General features: G+C 68.2%; 15 protein-coding genes and 1 riboswitch. Of the genes, 1 reads left to right on the top strand and 14 read right to left on the bottom strand.

Annotated elements, in window-relative coordinates; genetic code table 11:
- Positions 1 to 20 precede the first annotated feature (20 nt).
- Genes cobF through SPO_RS14565 form a run of 6 tightly spaced genes read right to left on the bottom strand, consistent with a single transcriptional unit; the run spans position 21 to position 5,146 of the window.
- Positions 21 to 764: a precorrin-6A synthase (deacetylating) gene (gene cobF / locus SPO_RS14590; RefSeq protein WP_011048574.1), complete on the bottom strand. Its 744-nt coding sequence runs from the start codon at positions 762 to 764 to the stop codon at positions 21 to 23.
- On the bottom strand, positions 757 to 1,485 hold the full coding sequence (cobA, locus tag SPO_RS14585) for a uroporphyrinogen-III C-methyltransferase (protein ID WP_011048573.1): 729 nt from the start codon (positions 1,483 to 1,485) through the stop codon (positions 757 to 759). Before cobA ends, cobF begins: the two co-directional genes overlap by 8 nt.
- Entirely contained in the window at positions 1,482 to 2,804 is a 1,323-nt protein-coding gene (locus SPO_RS14580; RefSeq protein WP_084791005.1) for a cobyrinate a,c-diamide synthase, read from the bottom strand. The genes cobA and SPO_RS14580 overlap by 4 nt, the downstream gene beginning before the upstream one ends.
- The gene (gene cobM, locus SPO_RS14575; protein WP_011048571.1) at positions 2,791 to 3,585 is read right to left on the bottom strand and encodes a precorrin-4 C(11)-methyltransferase; all 795 of its coding nucleotides are present in this window, start codon (positions 3,583 to 3,585) and stop codon (positions 2,791 to 2,793) included. Before cobM ends, SPO_RS14580 begins: the two co-directional genes overlap by 14 nt.
- Complete coding sequence (locus SPO_RS14570) at positions 3,582 to 3,950, bottom strand: cobalamin biosynthesis protein (RefSeq protein WP_011048570.1); 369 nt, start codon at positions 3,948 to 3,950, stop codon at positions 3,582 to 3,584. Before SPO_RS14570 ends, cobM begins: the two co-directional genes overlap by 4 nt.
- Positions 3,947 to 5,146 (bottom strand): bifunctional cobalt-precorrin-7 (C(5))-methyltransferase/cobalt-precorrin-6B (C(15))-methyltransferase, encoded by a 1,200-nt coding sequence (locus tag SPO_RS14565; protein ID WP_011048569.1) that lies wholly within the window; start codon positions 5,144 to 5,146, stop codon positions 3,947 to 3,949. The genes SPO_RS14570 and SPO_RS14565 overlap by 4 nt, the downstream gene beginning before the upstream one ends.
- Here SPO_RS14565 and SPO_RS14560 point away from each other — a divergent pair.
- Positions 5,145 to 5,897: a cobalt-precorrin-6A reductase gene (locus SPO_RS14560; protein WP_011048568.1), complete on the top strand. Its 753-nt coding sequence runs from the start codon at positions 5,145 to 5,147 to the stop codon at positions 5,895 to 5,897. The genes SPO_RS14565 and SPO_RS14560 overlap by 2 nt on opposite strands.
- On the opposite strand, the gene cobJ is transcribed toward SPO_RS14560, so the two are convergent.
- The 8 genes from cobJ to SPO_RS14520 form a co-directional block, all read right to left on the bottom strand.
- Positions 5,870 to 6,622, bottom strand: coding sequence for a precorrin-3B C(17)-methyltransferase (cobJ, locus tag SPO_RS14555; protein WP_011048567.1), 753 nt, complete (start codon positions 6,620 to 6,622; stop codon positions 5,870 to 5,872). The two genes, SPO_RS14560 and cobJ, sit on opposite strands and share 28 nt — an antisense overlap.
- Positions 6,619 to 7,347 carry a precorrin-2 C(20)-methyltransferase gene (locus SPO_RS14550; RefSeq protein WP_011048566.1) on the bottom strand — a complete coding sequence of 243 codons (729 nt, stop codon included), beginning with the start codon at positions 7,345 to 7,347 and terminating at the stop codon, positions 6,619 to 6,621. The genes cobJ and SPO_RS14550 overlap by 4 nt, the downstream gene beginning before the upstream one ends.
- On the bottom strand, positions 7,344 to 7,973 hold the full coding sequence (locus SPO_RS14545; protein WP_011048565.1) for a precorrin-8X methylmutase: 630 nt from the start codon (positions 7,971 to 7,973) through the stop codon (positions 7,344 to 7,346). The genes SPO_RS14550 and SPO_RS14545 overlap by 4 nt, the downstream gene beginning before the upstream one ends.
- A complete protein-coding gene (locus SPO_RS14540; RefSeq protein ID WP_011048564.1) occupies positions 7,973 to 9,100 on the bottom strand; it encodes a precorrin-3B synthase in 1,128 nt (375 codons plus the stop codon). Before SPO_RS14540 ends, SPO_RS14545 begins: the two co-directional genes overlap by 1 nt.
- Positions 9,097 to 12,390 carry a cobaltochelatase subunit CobN gene (gene cobN / locus SPO_RS14535; protein WP_011048563.1) on the bottom strand — a complete coding sequence of 1,098 codons (3,294 nt, stop codon included), beginning with the start codon at positions 12,388 to 12,390 and terminating at the stop codon, positions 9,097 to 9,099. The genes SPO_RS14540 and cobN overlap by 4 nt, the downstream gene beginning before the upstream one ends.
- A gap of 9 nt (positions 12,391 to 12,399) precedes the next feature.
- Positions 12,400 to 13,455 carry a cobalamin biosynthesis protein CobW gene (gene cobW / locus SPO_RS14530; RefSeq protein WP_011048562.1) on the bottom strand — a complete coding sequence of 352 codons (1,056 nt, stop codon included), beginning with the start codon at positions 13,453 to 13,455 and terminating at the stop codon, positions 12,400 to 12,402.
- 3 nt (positions 13,456 to 13,458) lie between these two features.
- Positions 13,459 to 13,833, bottom strand: coding sequence for a DUF1636 family protein (locus SPO_RS14525; protein WP_044028577.1), 375 nt, complete (start codon positions 13,831 to 13,833; stop codon positions 13,459 to 13,461).
- A 94-nt stretch (positions 13,834 to 13,927) separates the two neighbouring features.
- A riboswitch (cobalamin riboswitch) is annotated at positions 13,928 to 14,150 on the bottom strand.
- Positions 14,151 to 14,222: 72 nt separating this feature from the next.
- Entirely contained in the window at positions 14,223 to 15,107 is an 885-nt protein-coding gene (locus SPO_RS14520; RefSeq protein ID WP_011048560.1) for a LysR substrate-binding domain-containing protein, read from the bottom strand.
- Positions 15,108 to 15,247 lie beyond the last annotated feature (140 nt).

The raw sequence follows: 15,247 nt of genomic DNA, 5'->3' as shown, positions 1-15,247 counted from the left end.
GCCATTTGCGACCTTTCCGGTCAGTTTCCGCGCTTTTTCAGAAGATAGATATCCATGATCCAGCCGTGATCGGCGCGGGCGCGGGCGCGGGTTTCGATGATCCGGCTTGCGACCCTGTCAAGCGGCCCGGCCACCAGAATCTGTTCCTCCATGCCCACATAGGCGCCCCACCAGATGTGATAATCGGCCATCTCCAGCGCCTGGAACGAGCATTCGCCGTCCAGCATCACGGAGGCGGTGTCGGTGGCAGGGGGCCAGCCCTCGTCGCGCAGGCGCCGCCCGGTGGTGACCAGAAACGGCGCACCCAACTCGTTGACCGGAATGCCATGCGCCGCCGTCAGCGCCTGCAGCGCCGTGATGCCGGGAATCACCCGCACCTTTGGCTGCGGGTCGAGCCGCGCCGCGATTCGCAGCGAACTGTCATAGAGCGACGGGTCGCCCCAGATCAGCAGCGCCACCCGCGCCGCGGCGGGGTATTCCTCGATCGCCGCCTGCCAGCGCAGGGCGATGGCATCGTGCCAGTCGTCGACGCCCTTCAGATACCCATCCTCGGCCCGGCGCGCGGGGATGTCGAAATAGGCGATCTGTGGCGGCGTGTCGGTGGCCTCGGCGATGATGCGCTCGCGCAGCCCGGCCAGATCGGATTTGCCCGCCCCCTTGCGCGGGATCAGGATCAGATCGGCGGCGCGAATGGCGGCGATGCCTTCGCGGGTGATGTGGTCGGGATTGCCGGTGCCGATCCCGATCAAGAGCAGCTCAGTCATCGCTAAACTCCGCCAGCGGGCCATACAGGATCAGGGCGGGCGCGGTGCCGACCTCCTCTGCCAGCCGCTCGGCCAGTTCGCCCATGGTGGCGCGGGTCAGGCGCTGTTCGGGGGTCGAGACACTTTCGGCCATCAGCGCGGGTGTCGAGCGCGGCAGGCCATGCGCCTCGAGCGCATCCAGCAGCAGCGGAAAGGTGCGCTTGCCCATGAACACGACCGTTGTGGCCTGCGGATCGGCCAGCGCGGGCAGGTTCAGGTCGGGGGGCAGTTTGCCGCTGATGTCATGTCCGGTGACAAATTGCACCCGCCGCGCGGTCAGCCTGCGGGTCAGCGGGATACCCGCTGCCGCCGCCGCAGCCACAGCCGAGGGGATGCCGGGAATGATCTCGTAGCCGATCCCGGCCGCGCGCAGGGCGACCAGTTCCTCCTCCAGCCGGCCGAACAGGCCGCCATCGCCGGATTTCAGCCGCACGACATGCGCGCCGGTCTGGGCATAGTCCACCAGCAGGCGGCTTACATGGTCCTGTTTGGGCGAGGGGCGGCCCGCCCGTTTGCCCACCCCCACCAGATCGGCGTCGGGGCGGGCATGGGCCAGGATCGGACCGCTCGACAGATCGTCGAACAGCACCGCATCGGCCTTGCCCAGCCGGTCCACCGCCTTCAGCGTCAACAGCTCCGGGTCGCCCGGCCCCGAGCCGACAAAAGAGACAAAGCCGCTCATGATCCCGCCTCTGCGATCAGGTGAAAGAAGGTGCCGGTGACATTTCCGCGCCGCGATCCGGTCTGCGGCCCCTCGACGCCCTCGGCATCGAACACGCGCGCCAGCGGCGCGTCGGGCTGTTCCAGGATCGAGGAATAGTGGAACTCGTGCCCGCGCAGGGTGGCGCCGGTGCCGTAACCGGGCAGGGGCGCCAGCAGTTCGGCCCGGCGATAGCCCAGGTTAAACTTACGCTTTTCATACGAGGTGACGAGGCCCAGAAGCCCCGCCATCCGGTGGCGGCTGCCGTCCTTGTCGACCAGCGCTTCGCCAAGCGCCATGTAGCCGCCGCATTCGCCATGCACCGGCCGGGTCTGGGCATGTTTGCGCAACCCGCTCAGAAAGGTCTCTGCCGCCGCAAGGCGCCCGGCATGCAGTTCGGGATAGCCGCCGGGCAGCCAGACCAGATCGGCATCCGGCGCGGGCGCCTCGTCGGCCAGCGGCGAAAACGGCAGGATCTCGGCACCGCCCGCGCGCCAGCCTTCCAGCAGATGCGGATAGGTGAAGGAAAACGCCGCATCCCGCGCCAGCGCGATGCGCTGGGCGGGGGGCGGCGGCAGCGGTGCCGAGGAAAGCCCGACAGGGCTTGAAGAGGCGGCAGCGCGGATCGCGCCCAGATCCACATGCTCGCGCAGGAATGCGGCATAGCCCGCGATGGCCGCCTCCAGATCGGGATGCTCCACTGCCTGAATGAGGCCCAGATGCCGCTCGGGCAGGGTCAGGTCGCCACGCCGGGGCAGTACGCCCAGCACCGGCAGGCCCGCGCGCTCCATCCCCAGCCGGGTCAACCGTTCGTGCCGGGGGCTGGCGCAACGGTTCAGGATCACCCCGGCAAAGGGCAGGTCGGGATTGTACATCCGGAACCCCAGCGCGGTCGCCGCCGCCGATTGCGCCTGTCCGCCCACATCCAGCACCAGCACCACCGGCCAGCCCATGCGCAGCGCGGTCTCGGCGCTTGACCCGTGGCCGGTTTCACCCGGCTTGGCGACGCCGTCGAACAGGCCCATCGACCCTTCGGCCACCACGATATCGGCGCCCGCTGCCTGCGCGGCAACGGCACCCAGCAGCCGCTCGCCCATCGCCCAGCTGTCGAGGTTGAACGAGGCCCGCCCCGCCGCCGCCAAATGAAAGGCCGGGTCGATATAGTCGGGCCCGCTCTTGAAGGGCTGCACGGTCAGCCCGTCCTCCGCCAGCGCGCGCAACAGCCCCAGCATGACCGTGGTCTTGCCGGTTCCCGAGGCCGGGGCCGAGATCATCAGGCCGGGGGGGTTAGTCATCGCCATGGCTCCAGCTCGACCACGGGCTGTCGGCGCTTTGCGGCCGGTAACGGCGGTCGTATTCCCGGGAATAAAGGCAGCTTTCGTCGAAACCCTCGCCTTTCAGCACCGGACCGACCAGGATCAGCGCGGTGCGAGAGATATCCTCGTCCAGCGCGTCTTTCAAAGTTTCCAGCGTGGCGCGGATGATGCGCTCGTCCGGCCAGCTGGCGCGATAGACCACCGCGACGGGGCAGTCGGCGCCGTAATGCGGCACCAGATCGGCGATCACCTTGTCCAGATTGCCGATCGACAGGTGAATGGCCAGCGTGGCACCAGTGCGGGCAAAATTCTCTAGGCTCTCGCCCTCGGGCATGGACGAGGCCCGCCCCGGCGTGCGGGTCAGCACCACCGATTGCCCCAGTCCGGGCAGGGTCAGCTCGGTGCCCAGCGCGGCGGCGGCGGCGGCAAACGACGGCACGCCGGGCGTCACGCTGACCGGGATCCCCATCTGTTTCAGCCGCCGGATCTGCTCGCCCATGGCCGACCAGACCGACAGGTCGCCCGAATGCAGCCGCGCCACATCTTGCCCTGCCTCATGCGCGGCCTCGATCTCGGCCATGATCTGATCCAGGTCCATCGGCGCGGTGTTGACGATCTTAGCCCCCTCGGGGCAATGGCTCAGGATCTCCTCGGGCACCAGCGACCCGGCATAAAGGCAGACCGGGCAGGAGGCGATGATGTCGCGGCCACGCAGGGTGAGCAGGTCGGCAGCGCCGGGTCCGGCGCCGATGAAATGAACGGTCATGTCTTGTCTCCGATGGCGAGGGCGCAGGTGGCGCGCCGGTCGTCCGATATCTGTCTGGGGGTGATCAGCCGCGCGCCCGGTCCGGCGGCGACCAGCGCCGCGGCCTCGGCCACGCTGCCGGTGCCATAGCTGGCGCGGCTTTGCGGTGAGCAGGTGAGGGTGCGTTGCCCGGCAAGTTCGGCGGCCGGGATCAGGTGTAACGGCAGCGCCAAATCGGCGGCCAGCGCCTCCAGCGCCGGGTGCCCGGCTTTGTCGGCGACGGTGGCGAGCGCGGCCACCGCCTGCCCGGCGGCGGCCTTGTCATAGGCCGCGCGCAGGCTGGTCGCCTCTGCCGTGGTGGTAAAGCCCAGTCCCGCGACGATCATAGCGTCACGCTCCACTGCACCACCGGATAGGCCGATTTCCAGCCCCGGCGCGGCCCCAGCGGGGCAGATTGCGCCAGTTCGATCCGCAGCAGCTCGCCGCCCTTGTCGGCCTGCCAGAGGGCCAGCAACGCCTCGCTTTCCAGCGTCACCGCATTGGCGACAAGCCGGGTGCCGGCGGGCAGTTCGGCAAAAAGCCATTCCAGCAGCGCCGTGCTGAGACCGCCGCCGATGAACACCGCATCGGGCCGCGCAAGACTGCCCAGAACCTCGGGCGCGCTGCCCTCGACCACGCGCAGGTGGTCTTGCCCCAGGGCGTCGGCATTGGCGCGGATGCGCGCGGCGCGGTCGGCGCGGGGTTCGACGGTGGTGGCGCGCAGCGTCGAATCGCTCATCAACCATTCGATCCCGATCGAGCCGGTGCCGCCGCCGATGTCCCACAGGTGCTCGCCCCGCTGCGGCGCCAGCGCCGAAAGCGTCAGCGCCCGCACCGGGCGCTTGGTGATCTGCCCGTCGGTCTCGAAGATCGCGTCGGGCCTGCCGCTTGCCTTGGGAATCGCCCGACCTTCGCCCGCCACTTCGACCCCGACACAGACGGGGTGGGCGAAATCGCCCGCTTGCGCCTCGGCCAGCGACAGGGTTTGCAGGCGCTCGCGCGGGCCCCCCAGCGCCTCCATCACATGCAGGCGGGTGGCGGCAAAGCCGGTCTGATCCAAGTAGCGCGACAGTTCGGATACCGCCGCACCGTCGCGCAGCAAGATCAGCGCGCGCAGGCCGGATGCCAGATAGGGCCGCAGCCGGGTCAGCGGTGCGGCATGCAGACCCAGGGTGAGGGTCTTCTCCAGCGGCCAGCCCAGCCGCGCCGCTGCCAGCGAAAAGGTCGAGACTCCGGGCAACGCGCGCCATTCGCCCGCATCAAAATGGCGGGCAATGACCGAACCCGCGCCAAACCAGAACGGATCGCCCGAGGCGAGCACTGCCACGTGGCGCCCGCGCAGCCCGGAGAGAATCTCCAAGCCGTCGGAATACGGGACCGGCCATGCGATGCGCTCCTGCGGCCCCTCGGGCAGCAGCGACAGGTGCCGGGGCGGCGCCATGATCACCTCGGCCGCGTCCAGGGCTTGACGGCTTGCGGGCGGCAGGCCATCCAGTCCATCCTCGCCCATGCCGATCACGCTCAGCCACGGAGCATCAGACATGTCCCACCTCCTGATCCTGGGCGGTACCACCGAAGCTAACGCATTGGCGCGCGCCGTGGCCGAAACCGGGCTGCGCGCCACCTATTCCTATGCGGGTCGGGTCGAGGCGCCGCGTGACCAGCCGATCCCGGTGCGTGTCGGCGGCTTTGGCGGTGCGGCGGGTCTGGCGGAATTTATCCACACGAACAATGTCACGCATCTTGTTGATGCAACGCACCCTTTCGCCGCGCAGATGAGCGTCAATGCCTGTGCGGCCTGCACACAGACCGGCACGCCGCTGGCCGCGCTGACGCGGCCCGCCTGGCAGCCCGGTGCCGGGGACAATTGGCGCCGAGTCCGCGATATCGCCGCCGCTGTTGCCGCGCTGGAGGGCGTTCCGCAGCGCGTGTTTCTCGCGGTGGGCCGAATGCATCTGGAGGCGTTCGCCGCCCAGCCGCAGCACGACTATCTCTTGCGCCTTGTGGATGCGCCCAGCGATCCGCTGCCCTTGCCCAAGGCGCAGGTCGTGGTGTCGCGGGGTCCGTTCACAAAAGAGGGGGACAAGGCCCTGATGCAAAAGCATAAAACGCAGCTTGTGGTCAGCAAGAACGCCGGCGGCACCGGGGCGCGGGCCAAGCTGGACGCGGCGCGCGACCTGGGCCTGCCGGTGCTGATGATCGACCGTCCCGTTCTGCCGCCCCGGACCGAGCTTGCCACCCCCACCGATGTGCTGCGCTGGCTGCGTCATTCCGGCGTGAACCTCGGCGTGTAAACGATTGGGGTACCGTCTCTTTCGATGACACGGGTGCGGGAGGAACCGACCAGGACCACGGTCTGCATATCGGCCATCTCGGGTGTCGCCTCTGCCAGCTGCGCGATGCGCAAGGCCTCGTCAGGGCGCGAGACCGCGCGGGCAAACAGGATCAACCGCTCGGGTTCACATTCCTCGCGCAGGATTTGCAGTGTCTTTTCAAACCCTTCGGGCCGAGATTTCGAGCGTGGATTATAGAACGCCATCGCGAAATCCGCCTGTGCGGCCAGCCGCAACCGGCGTTCGATCAGCGGCCAGGGCTTCAGGTTGTCGCTCAGATTGATGCAGCAGAAATCATGGCCCAGCGGCGCGCCCGCCCGTGCAGCGGCAGCCAGCATGGCGGTGATCCCCGGCAGCACCTGAATGTCCAGATCGCGCCATGCGCGCGGCCCAGCTTCCACCGCTTCAAATACTGCCGAGGCCATGGCGAACACGCCGGGATCGCCCGACGAGACCACGACCACCCGGTGCCCGTCGGCGGCCAGCTCCAGCGCGTGGCGCGAGCGGTCGATCTCGACCCGGTTGTCGCTGGCATGCAGCGTCAGGCCGGGCCGCTCGGCCACCCGCGCGACGTAGGGGATATAGCCCACCACATCGGTGGCCTCTTCCAGCACGGCCGTCACCTCGGGGGTGACCAGCGCCTCCGAGCCCGGGCCAAGGCCGACGATCCGCAGCCAGCCGCTCATGGCCGCCGCCCCTGACCATGTACGATGATGATCGAGAAATAGGGGGTCACGCCGCTGCATTTCTCGGACAGGCGTGAGACCTGCTGATTGGCCATCTGCGCGTATTCGACGATCCAGGCGCGTTCGAACAGGCCGGCGGTCTTGAGCGCGCGCACCACCTTGTCGAGGTTGCGACCGAGCTTCATCACCACCAGCGCGTCGGTTTCGGCCATGCGGGCGGCCAGCACATCCTCGGGCAGGGTGCCGGGCAGCACGGTCAGCACATCGTCGCCCCAGGTGATCGGGGTGCCGGTGGCGGTCCAGGCGCCGGACATGCCGGTGATGGCGGGGATCACCTCGACCGGGACCAGATCGCGCAGGCGGGTATAAAGATGCATGAACGAGCCGTAGAAGAACGGGTCGCCCTCGCACAGAACCACCACATCCTCGCCGGCGTCGGCCAGCGTGCGCAGATGGGCGGCGGCAGCCTCGTAGAACTCGGACAGCAGCTGGTTGTAACGCGGATCGGTGACCGGGATCTCGGTGGTGACCGGGTATTCCATCGGAAACTCGACCGCGCCCTCGGAGAGCATGCCATTGACGATCTTGCGGGCCTGGCCACTGCGGCCGGGTTTGCGGAAATAGGCCACATGGCGGGCGCCGCGCAACAGCCGGTCGGCCTTGACGCTCATCAGGTCGGGGTCGCCGGGGCCAAGGCCCAGCCCGTATATTGTGCCCGCGCTCATTCGGCGCGGCTCGCGATGGCGTTGATCGCCGCAACGGTGATGGCGCTGCCGCCCAGGCGGCCCTTGACGATGCAGCAGGGCACCGGCTGTGCCTCCCACAGGGCGTCTTTCGACTCGACCGCGCCGACAAAGCCCACCGGGCAGCCGATGATCGCGGCGGGGCGCGGGCAATCGGGGTCTTCCAGCATGTTCAGCAGGTGGAACAGGGCGGTGGGCGCATTACCGATCGCCACCACGGCGCCTGCCAGATGCGGGCGCCACAGTTCCAGCGCGGCGGCCGAGCGGGTGTTGCCCATCTCGGCGGCCAGCGGGCGCACGCGCTCGTCATGCAGGGTACAGATCACCGTGTTATCGGCGGGCAGGCGGAACCGGGTCACGCCCTCGCTCACCATGCGCGCATCGCACAGGATCGGCGCGCCCGCCTCCAGAGCATCCCGCGCGGCGGTGACGAAGCCGGGCGAGAAATGAACGAACTCTTCCAGCCCGACCATGCCGGCGGCATGGATCATGCGGACCGCGACCTGCTCCTCGTCCGCGTCGAAACGGGCCAGATCGGCCTCGGCCCGGATGGTGGCAAAGGACTGTTTGTAGATCGCCGCGCCATCGGTTTCGTATTCATAGGGCATCAGGTCAGGTCCATCGTCTTCAGTGTTTCGGGTGTCAGTCCGCGCTGGCAGGGCTCATCCCCCGCGCGGCCCTGTTTTACAAGGTCAAATCGCCCACCATTCCCGACAAGCGTGATATCGGCGGGACGCATACGAGCGCAGCCCTTGGCACAGCCAGAGACGTGCAGGCTGCCGCTCACGCGCCCGGCCAGGGTGCGCGCCAAGTCGCGGGTTTCGGCCTGGGCCTGCGGGCAAAAGGGCGCGCCGGGGCAGGCATCGGTGGTCAACAGCGGATCGCCCGCTCGGGTGACGAAATCGGGGGCAGGGATGGCCTGCGCGCCTTCCAGCAGGATCAACCGCCAGGGGGTAACCCGCAAAGCGACTGCGCCGCTGTCGCGCAGCAGCGCAGCCAGCGCCGGTTCGGGCAGTTGACCAAAAGCCGCGCCATAAAGCGGGCCAAGGGCTGTCTCACCGGGGGTCAAGGGTTCACCAACCGGCACCGGTTCCGCACCCTGCCAAATCGCGGGCAAGGGCACGGCCTGCACCAGCCGCGCCATGCGGCGGGTGTCTGGGTCAAATCGGTCGGCAAACCAGCGCGCCAGTTCGATCAGGCGGTCGATTGCCTCGCCCTCGGTCACTTCGCGCCCTGTGGCCATGCCATCGGCGCGCAGGATCAGGCCGTCCGGGCTCCGTTCCAGCCGGATATCCGCCGAATCCGCGTTCAGCAGACGACCCGCCCCGGTGTCGATGGCAAAGCCGAACTTTGCGGGCAGCGCGGGCAATTCGCCCAGCCGCGCAGTCAATTCGCATCCCAGCCGGTCGGCCATGTCACCGTCACGATAGAGCGGCGAGAATAGGATATTGCGCCGCACCTCGATCCCCGGTTCACCGTCCAAGAGATCGAGCGCCGCCAGTTCCGCCAAGAGCGGCTGATGATCCGCCTCTGCCACCCCGCGCAGTTGCAGGTTGGCTCGGTTGGTCAGGTCGATGGTGCCATTGCCGAATCGCTCCGCCAGGGCGCAAAGACCCAGCGCCTGCGTCGCGCTCAACCGGGCCAGACGCGGGCGCACCCGCACCACCAGCCCGTCGCCCGACATCATCGGGCGATGTGCGCCGGGGCACCAGCCCTGGACGATGGGCGTGTTCATGACAACCCCTCCAGATCGGCCCGGATCGAGTTGCGCCGGGTCTGCCACAGACCCGCCTCGTACAGAGCGCGGAACCGGTCCAGCATGGCCTGATAGGCTTGCGGGTTGGCCTCTTGCAGAAAGGCCGCAACCTTCGCGTCGCCCAAAGTGGCATCGTGGTAGAGGTCAAACAGATGCGGCGCCACGCTGTCGGCCAGATGCGCGAACGAGGCCATGTGGTCGAGCGTTGCCGCGATCTCGGCCGCGCCCCGGAACCCGTGCCGCATCATCCCCGCGATCCAACCGGGATGGGCGGCGCGGGCGCGTACCACGCGGGCAATTTCCTCGGGCAGGGTTCGGGCGCGCGGGGTATCGGGATTGGTGTTGTCGAGGTGATAGAGCTGCGCCTCGCCCCCAGTCACCCGCTTGGCGGCGGCAAAGCCTGCCTCATGCGTGGCATAGTCAGCCGCCAGCAGCAGATCGGTCTCGGCCAGATCCTGCAAATGCACAAACCCGTCAGCATTGGCGACCCGGGCGCGGATGCCTTCGGCGTCGCGGGCGATGTTCTCGCCTTCCAGCGCAAAGGAACTGGCGGCCAGCCAGGCCTCGCCCGCCTGCTGGCGGGCCTCGTCGGTATAGGTCTCGGGCAGGTGCCCCATGCCCAGCCCGTAGCTGCCCGGCGCCGGGCCATAGACCCGCGCGGCGGGCGCGTGCCCGGCATAGGGGTTCCAGTCGGGCGCCTCGTCACGCGCGCTGAGCGCGCGCACCGCCTGACCGAACAGCGCCGAAAGCGTCGGGAACACATCGCGGAACAGGCCCGAAACACGCAAGGTCACATCGAGGCGTGGCCGGTCCAGATCGGTGATCGGCAGCACCTCGATCCCCGAAACCCGTTCCGAGCCCTGATCCCACACCGGTTTCACGCCCAACAGATGCAGCGCCATAGCGAATTCCTCGCCCGCCGTGCGCATGGTGGCCGAGCCCCAGAGATCGACAATCAGCCCCTTGGGGTAATCGCCCTCTTCCTGCAAATGCCGGCGCACCAGTTCTTCGGCCAGTTTCACGCCCTGCGCATAGGCCGCGCGGGTCGGCACGGAACGCGGATCGGTGGTATAAAGGTTGCGCCCCGTGGGCAGCACATCGCTGCGCCCCCGATAGGGCGAGCCGGATGGCCCCGCCGCAATCCGCTTGCCCGCCAGCGCGTCCAGCAGCGCGCGCGCCTCGCCCTGCGCCGAAGGGGTGGGATCGAACGGGCCGGTCACCTCGGGCACACGCCCATAGACATGCAGCCCGTCGCCATACTGGCTTTCTTTCACGTCACAGACAAAGCGGTCGATGCGGGTGATCGCTTCGGCGGTCGAGGTGGCGCGATCAAGGCCCAGATCATCCTCCAGTCCCAGCGCCTGCGCCTCGGCTCGGATATCGCCCTGCAAGCGGTCGCGGCGCTTGGGGTCCAGCCCGTCGGCATTGGAAAACTCGTCAAGCAGCGCCTCGAGCTGCACCATCCGGTCCGGCGTGCCGCTGACGCGCAGGGCCGGTGGGATATGGCCCAGCGTCACCGCGCCGATGCGGCGCTTGGCCTGCGCGGCCTCGCCCGGATCGTTGACGATAAAGGGGTAGATTACCGGCAGATCGCCAATCAGAACCTCGGGCCAGCATTGCCCCGACAGCGCCACGGCCTTGCCCGGCAGCCATTCCAGCGTGCCATGGGCGCCGATATGGATCAGCGCATCGGCCCCCAGCGCCTGCCGCAGCCAGAGGTAGAAGGCGACATAGCCGTGGCGCGGGGTGCGGGAGAGATCGTGATAGTCATCATCGCGCGCCTCGGGCGTGCCCCGCTCCGGTTGCAGGGCGACTAGCGCCTTGCCGCGCCGGATCGCGCGAAACTGCAAATTGCCTTGCGAAAATGCCGGATCACTCTCGGGGTCACCCCAAGCGCTTTGCAAATCCTGGTGCAATTGTGGCGAAATGCTGGCCAAAGCTTTGCGGTATTCCGTGATTGGCCACGAAATCGACACAGTTTGCAGCTCTTCCGTAATCGGCTGCCCGGATGCGATGTCATACCCCTCATCCTGCAAATCGCACAGGATCGCCTCGGCCGAGGCAAGCGCGTCCAGACCAACCGCATGGGCCATCTGCCAGTCCTTGCCGGGATAGGTGGACAGAACCAGCGCCAGCACCCGTTCAGCGACGGGTTTGGCCGCCAGCCGCAGCCAGCCCGACACCCGGTTCACCACCGCCTCGATCCGGTCGGGTTCAGGCCGGTGCGCGAAACGGGAATACTCCAGCGCCGGGTCGCGCTTGCCCGGCTCCTTGAACGAGATCAGCCCGGCGTCGATGCGCCCGTCGACCTCGGGCAGCACCACATGCATGGCCAGATCGGCGGGCGATAGCCCGCGTTCGGCCTCGGCCCAGGCCTTGCGGCGCGAGGTGGCCAGCGCCACCTGGAACACTGGCACGCCAGCGGCGTCGAGCGGCGAGGCGCCATTGGCGCCCTTGCCGGAAAACGAGGTGGCATTGACGATGGCCGCCGGGGCCAGCCCCGGCATCTGCCCGGCGATCCAGTCGGCAGCGGCGGGCGCCTTCAGCGAGGGCGCGAACATGCCCATCGCCTGAAATCCGCGCGCGCGAAAGGCCCGGATCAGCGCCGCGACCGAGGCCGTGTCGGCCGAAGTCAGATAGGCGCGGTAGAAGGTCACCAGAATGCGCGGGGCGTTGCCCTCGAACACGGTCTCGGGCGCGATCACGCCGCGCTCGGGGCACCAGAAGCCGCATTCGGGCAGTATCTTGGACCCGATCACCGGCCCGGCATAAAGCCCGGTCGCCAGCGCCATCTGCGCCAGCGCGGCCTGCGCCGCCACCTCGCCGCCGGTGTCGCAGAGATGTTGCAGCCGCCGAAGGGTCGAGACGGGCAGGGTTGAATAGGCGTCAAGCCGCGTATCCTCGCGCCCATCCGCCGGCAGAACCGCCAGCGCCAACCCCTTTTGTTGCGCCAGCGCCAGCACCTGTTGCAGCCCATAGGCCCAATAGGGCACGCCGCCGATCAGCCGGATCAGGATGCCCTTGGCCCCCGACAGGGTATTGTCGACATAGGTATCGACCGACAGCGGATGCTTCAGCGCCGTCAGATTGGCCAGGCGTAGGGTGGGCAGTTTGCCCACCGCCCCGCCACCGCGATGCCAGCCCGCCGCAAAAGCACCCAGGTCACTGTCCGAGAACGACAACACCACCAGATCCGCCGGGCTCTGGCCCAGGTCGGTCGGGGTCTCGGTCTCTTCCAGCCCGTGGCTTTCGCGGAAAACGACATGCATGGCGCGCGCTTACTCCGCAGGCTCGGAAACGCCGGTCAGGATGGCATTGATCGCGGCCGGGTCGATATCGTGATGCTCGGCGATCACCACCATGCGCGAGCGGCGCTCCTCGCCCGGCTGCCACGGGCGGTCATACTGGTGACGCACCCGCGCGCCCACCGCCTGCACCAGCAGGCGCATGGGCTTGCCCGCAACAGCGGCATAGCCCTTGACCCGCAGGATGTTCAGCTCGTTGGCCAGCCGCTCGATCCGCGCGACCAGTTCGGCCGGGTCGGACTGTTCGGGCAGTTCCACCACGATGCTTTCGAAATCGTCATGCTCGTGGTCGTCATGGCCGTCGTGATGGCTGGGGCGCGCGTCCATGTCGTCCTCCGCAGCGGCGCCAAGGCCCAGGATGACACGCACATCCACCGCGCCCTCGGCCACTTCGACCACCGGCAGCGGGCGGGGCGCCTCGGCCGCGATCACCTCGCGCGCGCGGGCCACGCCCTCGGGGCCGGCCAGATCGGGCTTGGTCAGCAGGATGATATCGGCGCAGCTGATCTGATCCTCGAACACCTCGGACAGGGGCGTTTCATGGTCAATCGAGTCATCCGCCAGACGCTGAGCATCCACCGCGGCCACATTGGGCGCGAAGCGGCCCGCCGCCACCGCCTCGGCATCGGCCAGCGCGATCACACCATCCACAGTGATCTTCGAGCGGATATCGGGCCAGTCGAACGCCTTGAGCAGCGGTTTCGGCAACGCAAGACCCGAGGTCTCGATCAGGATGTGATCGGGGCGCGGCTCCAGCGCCATCAGCGCCTCGATGGTAGGGATGAAATCATCGGCCACGGTGCAGCAGATGCAGCCATTGGCCAGTTCCATGATGTTTTCCGCCGGGCATTCCGGGATGGCGCAGCTTTTCAGGATCTCGCCATCGACGCCCACATCGCCGAATTCGTTGACCACGACGGCCAGCCGCTTGCCCTGCGGGTTCTGCATCAGGTGGCGGATCAGCGTGGTCTTGCCCGCGCCGAGAAAGCCGGTGATCACGGTAACGGGAAGTTTTTCAAGGGTGCTCATGGCTCAGGCTCCGATCGGGGGGATGCGCGCGGCGCAGTTCTTGCGGAAATGGACGGGACGCTCGCGCCAGGGGACCAGCCCGTCAGCGGTAGCGTGATACTTGGTGACGCCTTCGACGATGGTGGCCACGTCATCGGCTTCGTTGAGGTTTTCGTAAACGAAGGTCCAGCGCGCCGGGCCACCACGCAACACAATGGAACAGCCCTGATCGCAATTGGACAGGCATTCGACCGGTTTCAGGATGACCCCTTCGGGCAGCTCCGCCGCGCTCAGCGCGCGGTGCAGCAGGGCGCCCGGGCGCTGGGCATCGTCCTCGACCGGCAATCCGCGGCGGCAGGTGGTGCAGACCAACAGCTCGACCGGAGCGTGTTCGCTCATCTCTCTCATCCCCCCAGGGTCCAATCATGGGGGACGGGGTATGCGCGGGCCGGCCCCTATGGACCGTGACCCGTCACCGGAAACACCCCGTCCGGTTGCAGTTCGGGTGCTGGCAGGTCTCCCGGCTTGCGGATGTCAGAGCGCTGCTCTGGCGGATGTCCCGCCTTCCCGGCCATTTGGCCAGTGGCTTGGGCACCCTCTCCGGTCACGGTCGCGGGGGCGGCTGCGCTTGACGGCTGCCCGGGATCATGTCCCGGAACCGCTGGCGCATTCCCTTTTCATCCGGTTGCCCGGACACCAACAGGGCGGACATGCGGCATGGGCGGGGGCCTTGTCAAGCGCGCTTGGCGGTGCACCCCGAGGGGGAGGGGAAAAGCGACCTCTGACGTTCACCCAGCGGCATCCGCTGCCAGCCGCGCGCGCAGCCAGTCGAGATAGAGCTGCGCCGGAGCACCGGGCGGGGCGGCACGTTCGGGGCGGACCAGGTAATGGGCCTGGGAAAAGGGAATCGGGGGACCCGCGAGCCGCAGGGGTGCGCCCTGGGCGATGGCGCCCTGGGCAAAGCGCGTCAGCACGATCGCCAGCCCGGCGCCCGCCATCACCAGCTGCAGCGCCGCGACGGTGGTATCGACCGAATAGAGGCTGCCACCGGTCGGGGCGGGCAGGCCCTGCGCCGCGAACCAGCGCGGCCAGTTGTCCTCGTATCCGAGGATGTGGATCAGCTGATGCGCCTGCAGCGCCGGGAGGGGCTGCTCCGGCGCCCCGGCCCGGATCACCGGCACAATGGTCTCGTCGCAGAGCTTTTCGGTCACCAACCCCGCCCAGTCGCCGCGCCCCAGCCGGATATCCACATCCACGCCGCCCGCTGCCGGGCCATCATCCCAGATGTTCGAGACCAGCCGCACCGGAATGCCGGGATGGTCGGCGGCAAAATCCGGCAGGGTGGCGGCAAGCCAGTAGGCGGCCGAGGAGATTGGCGCGCGCAGCCGCAGGATGCCGCGCCGGGCCGGGCCGAACAGGCTGGAGGTCGACAGCGCCACATCCGCCAGCGCCTGGCGCACGGAGAGCGCATAGCTCCGCCCCAGCTCGGTCAGGCCCAGCCGCCGCGCGGCACGGGTGAACAGCGGCTCGCCCAGTTCCGCCTCGAGCGAGCGGATATGCAGCGATACGGCGGTCTGGGTCAGCCCCAGCTCGCGCGCGGCCTCGGTGAAGTTCAGATGGCGCGCGGCGGCTTCGAACGTCCGCAGCCAGACCGGGTTGGGCAGGCGGGCCATCTCAGCAAGGCTCCGGGCCGTTGACCTGGGCGGGGGCCAGAAAATTCAAATTTTCTGGGGCAAAATTTCCGGGGAAATTTTGTCGGTTGCGCTGGTTTGACATATATCACCAAAAAATCCATGGCATCTTGATAGTTTTT

Source organism: Ruegeria pomeroyi DSS-3 (genome assembly GCF_000011965.2).
Classification (GTDB): Bacteria; Pseudomonadota; Alphaproteobacteria; order Rhodobacterales; family Rhodobacteraceae; genus Ruegeria_B; species Ruegeria_B pomeroyi.
Note: the sequence above shows the minus strand (reverse complement) of the source record. Positions and strands in the feature narration are given on the sequence as shown.